11 protein-coding genes are annotated in these 12,399 nt (G+C 34.2%); 9 read left to right on the top strand and 2 right to left on the bottom strand.

What is annotated here, in order from left to right; translation table 11 throughout:
- Positions 1-60: 60 nt before the first annotated feature.
- The 3 genes from gap to FLAPXU55_RS14750 all read left to right on the top strand — a co-directional run bounded on the left by gap (position 61) and on the right by FLAPXU55_RS14750 (position 2,425).
- Positions 61-1,065 (top strand): type I glyceraldehyde-3-phosphate dehydrogenase, encoded by a 1,005-nt coding sequence (gene gap, locus FLAPXU55_RS14760; protein ID WP_053470186.1) that lies wholly within the window; start codon positions 61-63, stop codon positions 1,063-1,065.
- 123 nt (positions 1,066-1,188) lie between these two features.
- Positions 1,189-2,040 (top strand): N-acetylglucosamine kinase, encoded by an 852-nt coding sequence (locus FLAPXU55_RS14755; RefSeq protein WP_053470185.1) that lies wholly within the window; start codon positions 1,189-1,191, stop codon positions 2,038-2,040.
- Between the two features lie 10 nt (positions 2,041-2,050).
- Complete coding sequence (locus tag FLAPXU55_RS14750) at positions 2,051-2,425, top strand: methylglyoxal synthase (protein WP_053470300.1); 375 nt, start codon at positions 2,051-2,053, stop codon at positions 2,423-2,425.
- On the opposite strand, the gene FLAPXU55_RS14745 is transcribed toward FLAPXU55_RS14750, so the two are convergent.
- Positions 2,406-2,786 carry a RidA family protein gene (locus tag FLAPXU55_RS14745; protein ID WP_056202992.1) on the bottom strand — a complete coding sequence of 127 codons (381 nt, stop codon included), beginning with the start codon at positions 2,784-2,786 and terminating at the stop codon, positions 2,406-2,408. The genes FLAPXU55_RS14750 and FLAPXU55_RS14745 overlap by 20 nt on opposite strands.
- Positions 2,787-2,811: 25 nt before the next feature.
- On the bottom strand, positions 2,812-5,514 hold the full coding sequence (locus FLAPXU55_RS14740; RefSeq protein ID WP_053470299.1) for a putative LPS assembly protein LptD: 2,703 nt from the start codon (positions 5,512-5,514) through the stop codon (positions 2,812-2,814).
- Positions 5,515-5,596: 82 nt separating this feature from the next.
- On the opposite strand from FLAPXU55_RS14740, the gene FLAPXU55_RS14735 reads away from it, so the two are divergent.
- The 6 genes from FLAPXU55_RS14735 to bshA all read left to right on the top strand — a co-directional run bounded on the left by FLAPXU55_RS14735 (position 5,597) and on the right by bshA (position 12,390).
- Positions 5,597-6,712: an N-acetylmuramoyl-L-alanine amidase family protein gene (locus FLAPXU55_RS14735; RefSeq protein ID WP_053470298.1), complete on the top strand. Its 1,116-nt coding sequence runs from the start codon at positions 5,597-5,599 to the stop codon at positions 6,710-6,712.
- A 52-nt stretch (positions 6,713-6,764) separates the two neighbouring features.
- A complete protein-coding gene (locus tag FLAPXU55_RS14730; protein WP_053470183.1) occupies positions 6,765-7,727 on the top strand; it encodes an MlaD family protein in 963 nt (320 codons plus the stop codon).
- A 5-nt stretch (positions 7,728-7,732) separates the two neighbouring features.
- On the top strand, positions 7,733-9,064 hold the full coding sequence (locus FLAPXU55_RS14725; protein WP_180858674.1) for a (Fe-S)-binding protein: 1,332 nt from the start codon (positions 7,733-7,735) through the stop codon (positions 9,062-9,064).
- Between the two features lie 123 nt (positions 9,065-9,187).
- Complete coding sequence (locus FLAPXU55_RS14720) at positions 9,188-9,979, top strand: (Fe-S)-binding protein (RefSeq protein ID WP_053470181.1); 792 nt, start codon at positions 9,188-9,190, stop codon at positions 9,977-9,979.
- A gap of 117 nt (positions 9,980-10,096) precedes the next feature.
- Positions 10,097-10,579 carry a hypothetical protein gene (locus tag FLAPXU55_RS14715; protein WP_035646965.1) on the top strand — a complete coding sequence of 161 codons (483 nt, stop codon included), beginning with the start codon at positions 10,097-10,099 and terminating at the stop codon, positions 10,577-10,579.
- 674 nt (positions 10,580-11,253) lie between these two features.
- Entirely contained in the window at positions 11,254-12,390 is a 1,137-nt protein-coding gene (gene bshA, locus FLAPXU55_RS14710; protein WP_053470179.1) for an N-acetyl-alpha-D-glucosaminyl L-malate synthase BshA, read from the top strand.
- Positions 12,391-12,399 lie beyond the last annotated feature (9 nt).

Below are 12,399 nucleotides of genomic sequence, written 5' to 3'. Positions count from 1 at the left end.
ATTGTGAGGAAATTAGACTTTGAATTAGTATAATAAAAACAAAAGCAAAAATTTAGTAAAATGTCAAAAGTAAAATTAGGAATAAACGGATTTGGACGTATCGGAAGAATCGTTTTTAGAGAGTCTTTCAATAGAGATAATGTAGAAGTAGTAGCGATCAACGATTTATTAGATGTAGATCACTTAGCTTACTTATTAAAATATGATTCAGTTCACGGTCGTTTCAACGGAACTGTAGAAGTAAAAGAAGGAAAACTTTATGTAAACGGAAGAAATATCCGTATCACTGCAGAAAGAAATCCTGCTGACTTAAAATGGAATGAAGTTGATGTTGATGTAGTAGCAGAATGTACTGGTATCTTCACAACTATCGAAACTGCAAATGAGCACATTAAAGGTGGTGCTAAAAAAGTTATCATTTCTGCTCCATCTGCAGATGCTCCAATGTTTGTAATGGGAGTTAACCACGAAACTGCAAAAGCTTCTGATTTAGTAGTTTCTAACGCTTCTTGTACTACAAACTGTTTAGCTCCATTAGCTAAAGTTATCCACGATAATTTTGAAATCGTTGAAGGTTTAATGACAACTGTTCACGCAACTACTTCAACTCAAATGACTGCTGACGGACCTTCTAGAAAAGACTGGAGAGGTGGACGTGCAGCTGCAATTAACATCATTCCTTCTTCAACCGGAGCTGCAAAAGCGGTTGGAAAAGTAATTCCATCTTTAAATGGAAAATTAACTGGAATGTCTTTCCGTGTACCTACTGCTGACGTTTCTGTAGTTGATTTAACTGTAAAAGTTGCTAAAGAAACTTCTTATGAAGAAATTATGGCAGTTTTGAAAAAATCTTCTGAAACTGATTTAAAAGGTATCTTAGGATTTACTGAAGATGCAGTTGTATCTCAGGATTTTATTTCTGACAAAAGAACTTCAATCATTGATTCTACTGCAGGAATTGGTTTAAATTCAACTTTCTTCAAATTAGTATCTTGGTACGATAATGAGTACGGATACTCAAGCAAATTGATCGATTTATCTGTACATATTGCAGGTTTAAAATAATATTATATATTTTTACAAAATCCCGTTATCACCAAGTAACGGGATTTTCTTATTTTGTTCTGTCTTTAATTAATGTAAAAAACACACTTATTTGAAGAGAAACTAATTCAAAAAACAAAAAAAATGAAATTAATAGTTGATAGTGGATCTACTAAAGCCGATTGGATTGCAATTGATGATAATGGAAAAGTATTATTCACGACACAAACCTTAGGATTAAATCCTGAAATTCTTGACGGACCTGAAATCATTTCAAGATTGAATGACCGTTTTGATATTTTACAAAATAAAAAAAATGCAACACATTTGTTCTTTTACGGAGCAGGATGTGGAACAGACAGAATGAAAGAATGGTTAAAGCAAATCTTTCAGGAGTATTTTACTAACGCAATTGTTGATGTTCAGGAAGATACTTACGCTGCTGTTTATGCTACAACTCCAAAAGGAGAAGAAGCAATCGTATCGATCTTAGGAACTGGTTCAAACTGCAGTTATTTTGATGGAAAAGTATTGCACCAAAAAGTTCAGTCATTAGGATATATCGTAATGGATGACTGCAGCGGAAACGTTTTTGGAAAAGAATTAATTAGAAAATACTATTTTAATAAAATGCCTAAGGAATTAGCGGTTGAACTTGAAAAAGAGTACGACGTTGATCCTGACTTTATTAAAAACAAATTATATAAAGAACCAAACCCAAATGCTTATTTGGCAACTTTTGCTAAGTTTTTAATTAAACATAAAGACACAGAATTTTGCAGAAAAATTATTTTCAAAGGAATGAAATCTTTCGTTAAAAACTATATCAAACAGTTTGATAACTGTAAAGAAGTTCCTGTGCATTTTGTAGGTTCTATTGCTTTTTATCTGAAAGATGAATTACAAGAAACTTTCGATAAATATGAGCTTAAATTAGGAAACGTGTTAAGAAGACCAATTGACGGTTTAATTGCTTACCATGTTGCTAACCAATAGTTCTGGATTTATGGAAATTGCAATTATTGCGCACGACGGTAAAAAAGCAGATTTGATTGATTTTTTGATTAAGAATGAAGCAGTTCTTCATAATGAAAAAATCAGACTTATTGGTACCGGAACAACTGGAGGTAAAGCCGAAGCAGCAGGATTTAAAACCCAAAGAATGCTTTCCGGACCTTTAGGCGGTGATGCGCAGATTGCAGGCAGAGTAGCGGAAGGAATTACACAAATGGTTTTCTTTTTTAAAGATCCATTATCAAGTCATCCGCATGAAGCTGATATTAATATGTTAATTCGTGTTTGCGATGTGCATAATGTGCCGCTGGCAACAAATGAAGCAACGGCACAATTATTATTAGATGCTATTGCACTGCAATTATAGAGATCTCAACATTTACATTTTTTGGCAGACATGCCACTTGAACCGTTTCACGTGCTGGAGCGGTTTTTTCGTTAAAATAAGAACCGTAAATAGTGTTAATAGCACCAAAATTGTTCATATCCATGATGAAGATCGTTGCTTTTACAACATTTTCAAAAGTCATATCAGCCGCTTCTAAAATAGCTGCAATATTCTCCATTACTTGTTTCGTTTCATCATTGATGTTATCAGTAACAAGTTCTCCCGAAGCCGGATTTATAGCAATCTGCCCAGAAGCATAAAGTGTATTTCCTGATAATACGGCTTGATTGTACGGCCCAATAGGAGCCGGAGCCTTTTCTGTAAAGATTATTTTTTTCATGATAAAATTATTTTAAGTCGACAAATTATCGATTAGAAGTACTGCGTTTGTTCCATTTAATGTCACTCAGCATACCAGATTTAATTCCAATAAAGAAGTTCCAGTTAGCGTTTGGTCCCATCGGATTCCAGTTAAAAGCCATTCTCCAGCTTAACAAATCTCTTTCAAAACGGAATTGAGTAAAAGTAACCCCTTTTTGAACAAAATCATAACCGGTAGAAACACCGCCTTTCCATTTAGGCGTAATATCCATATTGGCAGAAATCATAATAGAGTTTCCTGATATTTTATTTTCTCTGGCCGTATTAGAATAAGTAAGCGAATACGCCATTGTCATATCCCAAGGGATTTTTGAACTAAAAAACTCACTTACAACATCTTCGTCGCGTTCCGGTTCATTAGCAAACTGACTATTTCGGCTGTCATTTAAGTCCGTATTTGTTCCAAATAAGTCGTCATTACGACCACCATTTCGCTGACTTTGCGTATTTTTTTCTTTTCCGGTTCCCTTATTTGAAAAGGAATAATTCATGGTAAGGTTGGCACTTGTCATTCTAAACAAACTTCCGCCATTGTCAATATTATACTTGTTTATAACATTTCCTGCATTGTCAATAGCATAAGGATTTAAAACAGCCCCAAAATTGACATTCATTTTATTGTCAAAAAACTGCGTTCCTCCGCTTACTACAATTGGCTGCCAGGCTAAAGCCTTTTTTCCGTCGGCACTAAAATTATAACTTGTATTGAAGTTTAAATTGTTTAACAGCATTATCTTCTTAGGTTCCGTTTTCGTGCTGTCCTTGTCCCTTACTTTGGCTTCAAAAGTGTTACTTAATGAAAAACCTACAATGTTCGAATTACTTTGCCCAGGCGCGCCGTAAATACCATTGGCAAACCGCGAGTATTCATCGGTAGAAATTTTACCAGAGGCATCAACTGTATAATGCTCATAATATTGATCAAAACTTGGTGTATAAGAATACGTAAGACTCGGCCTCATAACGTGACGAATAGACTGAATCCTTTTATCTTCTCCAAAATTGAATGTACCGTAAATAGTAGTTCCCAAATTGGTGCTTAAATTATATGTTCTGTACGAATCAAAACCATTTACTGTTTTATCGGCAACTTGTCCTTTACTGTCATCAAAACCTTTTTTGATAGTTTTTGTTACCCATGTTTCCTGATAGTTTGTTGATGCTCCGGCACTAAAATATTTGAATACTTTAAAGTTAGTACTTATCGGAATTGAGTGCTGCATACCAATTTGTGCGTCTCTGAACATCTGAGGCTTAAAAAACAAGGAATCATAAGTAGTGATGTTGTTTTTACCTGTTACGTTGTATTGTAAGTTGATGTTTTTAATAAACCCTTTTTTAACCCCGTCTTTTCCAACAAAAGGATAAATACGGTCAATACTTCCCTGAAGGTTAGGAAGACTCATCTGGATTTGCTCTGTTTGTGTATTTTGCTGATGCGTAGCTGACAACGAAATACGAGAACCCGGAATGGTATTAAAAGTTTTGTTATATGAAATAGACGAACTTAATGTATTGTTCAAATTTGACCCAACGTTAGCCTGATTAATAGACTGTTTAAAGTACTTACTACTACCCATGTTAACAGATGCACTAAAACTTGAGTTAGGATTTGATTTTGTGTCTTTTGAATGTGACCACTGAATATTGTAAATATTTTGTTTTGAATAGTCAGGATAACCTCTCTCGCTGCTAATTAAATTCTCAAATCGAATATTAACATTTCCTCTGTATTTATATCGGGTTGCATATGCCGATTCAAAACGCATGGCGTAACTACCATTGGTATAATAATCCCCCAAAACCGTTAAGTCATAATTATCGCTTAGAGCAAAATAATAACCGCCATTTTGTAAAGAGAAACCTCTGGTATTTGAATCGTTATAACTTGGAATAATAATACCTGAAACGCTTTTTTCCTGACTCAAAGGGAAATAACCATAAGGCAAAGCCAGCGGAGTAGGAACATCGGCAATAACCATTTGCGTTAAACCTGTAACAATTTTTTTTCCGGGAACAAATTTTATTTTGCTTGTTCTAAAGTAGTATTCCGGATTGTCAATATCCTGTGCCGTTGTGATTCGCGCACCTTTTAGATAATAAACAGAGTCATTTTCTTTTTTAGTAACCGCAGCTTTAATATTCAATTCACCTTGTTTGGTTCTTGAATTGTAAATTAATGCTTTTTTTGTTTTAAAATTAAAGCGGATAGAATCGGGCTGAACCTCACTCGAACCTTGTTTAAAGTTCGGGTACTGCACTAAAACTCCGGCAGAATCTTTAATTCTTCCGGCATAAACTTCATCCTTTTCATAATTCAAAACAATTATACCGGATTTTAGTTCAACATCTTTGTAGTATAATTCAGCTTCGTTGTATAAAGTAATCAGTTTTTTCTTCTGATCGATTTTTGCGTAATCTTTTGCCTTGTACCTAACCTTGCCATCCAGGAAAGTCTTGGTTGGTCTGACAGTATCTAATTTTATAGTGTCATTTTGAGTTATTTGAGGCTTATCTGTTTGTTTTGCAGCTGGTAAAGGCTTTTTTTTAGATTTTATCTCTTGCGAATATAAATTACCACATCCCATTGTTAGGAAAAATGATATTAAAACGATATTAAATAAGTTTGTCTGCAAAGGTTTAAATGCTATTTTTGTAAAATTATGGCTTGTTTTTTGACATGTCAAACTTACATATAATTTTTTGGCAAAAATAATCAATTGTAAAAATTATAACAGCTGCGTTTTATTAAAATTAACTTTAAGATTTATGAATAGATTAAATAAAATTAAGGTAATCTTTACCTTTTTTCTAACAATAGCGTCATTTTGCACATATAGCCAGTCAAATGTTTTTAAAGTAACACTTGATGCCGGACACGGAGATCACGACTTTGGTGCCGTTTACAGCGGGCGGATTGAAAAAAATATTGCTTTGGCTATTGTACTGAAAGTAGGGAAAATTTTAGAGCTTAATCCAAACATCAATGTAATCTATACTCGTAAAACAGATGTCTTTATTGATTTGGTCGAAAGAGCCAATATCGCAAATAGAGCCAATTCTAATATTTTTGTTTCCATACATTGTAATGCCAATAAAAATACCGCAGCAGATGGTACCGAAACGTATGTAATGGGTTTGAGTAAAGTTGCATCAAATCTTGAAGCGGCGAAAAAAGAGAACTCGGTAATTACTTTAGAGAAAGATTACAAACGTAAATACGATGGTTTCGATCCAAATTCTCCAGAACAAATGGTTGGAATTACTTTAATGCAGGAAGAATATTTGGATAACAGTATTTCGTTAGCAAGTAAAATCGAAGATAATTTTGAGAGACTTGGAAAAAAAATCAGACAAGGCGGTGTAAAACAAGCACCATTTATGGTACTTCATAAAGCGTACATGCCAAGAGTTTTGGTTGAAACCGGATTCGTATCTAATCCAACAGAAGGAAATATTTTAAATTCTGAAGAAGGACAGGATGATATCGCAAAAGCAATTGCAGAAGCTATTTTGAGTTACAAAAGAGAATATTTTGGTTCAGGAACTTCAGAAGCAGTTGAAGCTAAACCTGTAAGAGATACTTCGACTCCAAAGAAAGTGGTGCAGACACCTGCGCCAGCAGCTCCAAAAGGAACATTCTTTAAAGTACAGCTTATTGCAAGTATTAAAAAAACACCTTTAGAACCTAAAAATTTTAAAGGACTAAAAAATGTAACAATGATCTACGAAAACAATATTTATAAATATTTCTATCAGGAAACTTCGGATTATGAAGCTGCGAAAAAATATCTGGAAGAAGCTAAGAATAAAGGATATGGCGCAGCATATTTAATAGCAACTAAAGACGGGGAAAAAATCAATATTCAGGATGCGATTAAATAATCGTCACAAGTTCGAAATATTATACTAATTTTGTAACAAAACACTTAGAATTTTGAAACTAACAAGAGAAATTAAAACGGCTGTATTAGTCATAGCGTCTATTTTATTATTTATCTGGGGCTACAGTTTTTTAAAAGGAAAAGACCTTTTTACCAATTATAAAACATATTATGCTGAATATGACAATGTTGAAGAATTGGCACAATCAGCGCCCGTTACTATAAACGGACTAGTAGTAGGTAAGGTAACTAAAATTACAATCAGTGAAACAACAGGAAAATTATTAGTTGAACTTCAATTAAAAACAGATTTTCCAATTTCTAAAACAAGTAAAGCATCTTTATATTCCGGAAGCTTAATTGGAGGAAAGCAAATTGCCATCATTCCAAATTTAGCAGATAAAGAACTTGCAGAAGACGGACAGACACTGGAGTCTGTTGTTAAGCTGGGATTAACGGAATCTTTAGGTGGTAAAATTGAGCCAATTACAATTAAATTGGATAAAATGCTCTTAAATATTGATAATCTTGTTACGGGATTAAACAATGTTTTAGATCAAAAAACACAGCAGGATTTAAAGAAAACTTTAGCAGAATTGAGCCAGACAATGGAGCAGTTTCACAGAGCTTCGGGAAGTATCAACAATATCCTAGATACTAACAAAGGCCAGATAAACGGAGTGGTGACAAACTTTAATAAAATGTCAAGCAACTTCAATAAAATATCTGATTCTTTAAATAAAGCCGATCTTGGAAAAACAGTTCGTAACCTAAACCAGACTTTAGCAAAAGTAGATGGTATCATGGCTAATTTAAATTCTGGAAAAGGTACAGCAGGGAAATTGTTAAACGACGATGCGCTTTACAACAACCTTTCAAAAACTTCAAAAGAGCTTGAATTGTTATTACAAGATGTTCGACTTTATCCAACACGTTACGTAAACGTTTCTCTTTTTGGGAAGAAAAACAAACCTTATGTAGCACCGGCAGAAACAAATTCAACTGATAAAAAATAATTGTAATGAGTTATTTAGATAATATTTTATTCGCCATACTTCTTGTCGTAGGTTTTGGTTTTTTTGCAGCGAGCGTAAAAAAAATCATCCGCAACATTAATTTAGGAGTTGATGTAGATAGAAAAGATAATCCTAAAGCTCGTTGGAAAAACATGGCTTTGATTGCTCTTGGGCAGTCAAAAATGGTGAGACGCCCTGTTGCCGGAATACTTCATATCCTGGTATATGTAGGTTTCGTAATTATTAATATTGAATTACTTGAAATTATAATCGATGGATTACTAGGAACTCATAGAATTTTTGCCCCTTATTTAGGTGTAGTTTATGATGTTTTAATTGCTTCTTTTGAGATATTAGCCATACTTGTAATTTTTGCTGTTACCGTTTTTTGGCTTAGAAGAAATTTTATCAGACTGAAACGTTTTATACATTCTGATTTAACAGGATTCCCTAAAAGCGATGCAAACTACATTTTGTATTTTGAGACTGTTTTAATGATCTTGTTTTTATTAATGAACGCTTGTGACCTGCATTTGCAAAATGTTCCGGGAGCCGTTTTTTATAAAGCAGGAACTTTTCCGGTAAGTCAGTTTATTGCTCCAATTTTTAATGGACTTTCAAACGAACTGGTTGTACTATTGTTTGAAGCTTTTTGGTGGCTGCATATCGTGGGTATTTTGATTTTTATGAACTATTTATATTTCTCAAAACACTTACACATACTTTTAGCATTCCCAAATACCTACTTTGCGAATTTAAAACCAGAGGGACAGTTTGATAACTTAGCATCAGTAACAAAAGAAGTGAAGCTGATGATGGATCCAAACGCAGATCCTTTTGCAGCAGCTCCTGTTGATGAAAATGCAGCTCCGTCTAAATTTGGTGCAAGCGATGTTCAGGATTTAAACTGGGTGCAGCTTTTAAACGCTTATACGTGTACAGAATGCGGACGTTGTACATCTTCATGTCCGGCGAATCAAACAGGGAAAAAATTGTCTCCACGTAAAATTATGATGGACACAAGAGACCGTTTAACCGAAGTTGGAAAAAATATAGATGCCAATAAAGGTGTTTTTGTTCCGGATAATAAAACATTATTAAACGATTACATCACACCAGAAGAATTATGGGCTTGTACATCATGTAACGCTTGTGTAGAAGAATGTCCCGTAAATATTAGTCCGTTGTCTATTATTATGGATATGCGTCGTTATTTAGTGATGGAACAGAGTGCTGCGCCAATGTCATTGAATGCAATGATGACCAATATCGAAAATAATGGTGCACCATGGCAGTACAGCCAGCAGGACCGATTGAATTGGAAAAACGAGAATTAGAAAAGAGTTTAATCGGTTATTTGTTTAACCGTTTAAGTGATTAAAAATAGTAAGGTTTTTAGTAAGGTTATGATAGAGAGCGATTAACCAAATGACAATTAACCGATTTAACAACAAAAGAAGATGTCAGAAAGTTTAGTAGTGCCAACAATGGCAGAAATGCTAGCCCAGGGAACACAGCCAGAAGTTTTATTTTGGGTAGGTTGCGCAGGGAGTTTTGATGATAGAGCAAAAAAAATCACAAAAGCATTTGTGCGTATTTTAAATCGTACAAATGTATCTTTTGCAGTATTAGGTACAGAAGAGAGTTGTACTGGTGATCCTGCAAAAAGAGCCGGAAATGAATTTTTGTTTCAAATGCAGGCCATGATGAATATCGAGGTTTTAAATGCGTATGAAGCGAAAAAAATCGTTACCGCTTGTCCGCATTGTTTTAATACCTTAAAAAATGAATATCCTGAATTAGGTGGAAACTATGAAGTTATTCATCATACAGAATTCCTTAAATCATTAATTGATGACGGAAGACTTACAGTTGAAGGCGGACAGTTTAAAGGAAAGAAAATTACTTTTCATGATCCTTGCTATTTAGGAAGAGCCAATAAAGTATACGAAGCACCAAGGGATTTAATCCAAAAATTAGACGTTGAGTTAGTAGAAATGAAGCGCTCAAAAGCAAACGGATTATGTTGTGGAGCAGGTGGAGCACAGATGTTTAAAGATGCTGAACCTGGAAACAAAGAAGTAAATGTATTGCGTACAGAAGATGCATTAGAAGTTCAGCCGGATATTATCGCTGCCGGATGTCCTTTCTGTAACACGATGTTAACGGATGGAATTAAACATGCTCATAAAGAGGGTGAGGTAAAAGTAATGGACGTTGCCGAGTTAATTGCGAATGCGCAGGATTTATAAAAGATTCTGAGTTGCTAAGGTTCTAAGATACTAAGTTTTTAACTTGAAACATGAAACCTTAAACCTGAAACAATTCAAGAAATCTAAAATCAACAATCTAAAATCTAAAATTAAAAAATGTATATACCTTTTGAAAATTTACCTGGTGAATCAAGAGTTTGGATTTACCAATCGAACAGAAAATTTTCTGAGGAAGAGTTTTCTGAAATCGAAACAGATTTAAAAGCTTTTGTAGAGCAATGGGCCGCACACGGAACCAGTCTTGAAGCATCATTTTTGCTTAAATACAATCGTTTTATAATATTAGCCGTAAATCAGGATGTTCAGGCTGCTACAGGTTGTTCTATTGATAGTTCGGTAGAATTTATTCAAGGTTTAGAGAAAAAATACAACGTCGATTTATTAGATAAAATGAACGTTACTTTTAAACTTGGAGAGCATATTGCACACAAACCATTAATTGATTTCAAGAAAATGGTAAAAGATAAATCAGTTTCTGAGAATACTATTGTTTTCAATAATCTGGTAAACAATATCGAAGAATTCAACGAATCCTGGGAAGTTCCTGCTGCCGACAGCTGGCATAGCAGATTTTTCTAAGAGGAATTTATAATATATTTGAAAAGGCATGAAATTTTAGATTTTGTGCCTTTTTTGGTTTTGATTGTTTCAAGTTTCAAGTTTCGCCAAAGTTTGTCATTCCGAGGAACGAGGAATCGCACTAGAGAATCTACAAAGATTGACGATTATGTTTGCGAAGATGGATTGAAATCCATCCCTACAATATAATTTGTTCCTTCGGAACGCTACATATAAATTCCCAGAAGAATGATTTATTTTGTAGCAACGGATTTTAATCCGTTGAAGATATAGTAACCCCAATCTTGTCATTCCGAGGAACGAGGAATCTCCACAAGAAACTCGACAAAGATTGATAATTTTGATTGCGGAATTAGTTGCGGAGATTCCTCGGAATGACAATACAGCGTGAAACTTTGTCAAAGTTTTAAACTTTGACAAAGTTGGCTGAAGCATACTCTTATAAAAACAAAACCCTCTAATCTAGCCCCGATGGAAGTGGTATCCTTTTTCTTGCTTCTTTAGCAAGGAAAAGATATAACGAACAGCGGGACTACTGGTCTTTTTTGCAGATATTGTGCTGCTTCTAAAAATATTTATCAACCAGATTTAATCTAATTTTGTCGAAAATCTAACAATTTAAAAGCCTAATTAAAGGTGATTTTTGAGTACTTTCGTAGAATTAAATTTAATACATGAAAATAGCAATAGTTTGTTATCCAACATTTGGCGGTAGTGGTGTAGTTGCTACAGAACTAGGTCTCGAATTAGCCAGACGCGGACACGAAATACATTTTATAACTTACAGTCAGCCAGTAAGATTAGCACTTTTAAATCCAAATGTTCATTATCACGAAGTAAACGTTCCTGAATATCCTTTGTTCCATTATCAGCCTTATGAGTTGGCTTTGTCAAGCAAATTGGTCGATATGGTGAAATTATATAAAATAGAGGTTTTACATGTGCATTACGCTATTCCGCACGCTTATGCGGGTTATATGGCGAAACAAATGCTTAAGAATGAAGGAATTAATCTTCCGATGATTACAACGCTTCACGGAACTGATATTACGCTTGTTGGAAACCATCCCTTTTACAAGCCAGCGGTAACTTTTAGTATCAATAAGTCTGATTATGTGACTTCGGTTTCGCAGAGTTTGAAAGATGATACACTGAAATTGTTCAAAATCAAGAATAAAATTAAGGTAATCCCGAATTTTATTGAATTGGATAAAGTTAGAAAAGATCCAACGGAACCTTGCCACAGATATGTTATGGCAAAGGAAAACGAGCGAATCGTAACACATATCAGTAATTTTAGAAAGGTAAAACGTATTCCGGATATTATCAAGATTTTCTATAATATTCAGAAAGTAATGCCTGCTAAATTAATGATGGTGGGTGATGGTCCTGAAAAAGAAAGAGCAGAGGTTTTATGTATGGAACTGGGAATTTACGACAAAGTAATTTTCTTTGGGAACAGTAATGAAATCGATAAGATTTTATGCATGACTGATTTGTTTTTACTTCCGTCAGAAACTGAAAGTTTTGGTTTAGCAGCATTAGAAGCAATGGCTTGCGGAGTTCCTGTAATTTCAAGTAATTCTGGAGGTTTACCGGAAGTTAATTTTGATGGTGTTTCTGGATATTTAAGTGATGTTGGAAATGTCGATGAAATGGCGGCAAATGCAATCAAAATCTTAAAAGATGATAAAACCTTGAATGAATTTAAAATCAATGCATTGGAAGTTGCCAGAAAATTTGATATCAAAAACATTCTGCCTAAATATGAAGCTTTGTACCAAAGAGCAATTGACGATTATAAAGAATAGAAACATTAA

The sequence above is a fragment of the Flavobacterium panici genome (genome assembly GCF_903819335.1).
GTDB lineage: Bacteria > Bacteroidota > Bacteroidia > Flavobacteriales > Flavobacteriaceae > Flavobacterium > Flavobacterium panici.
Note: the sequence above shows the minus strand (reverse complement) of the source record. Positions and strands in the feature narration are given on the sequence as shown.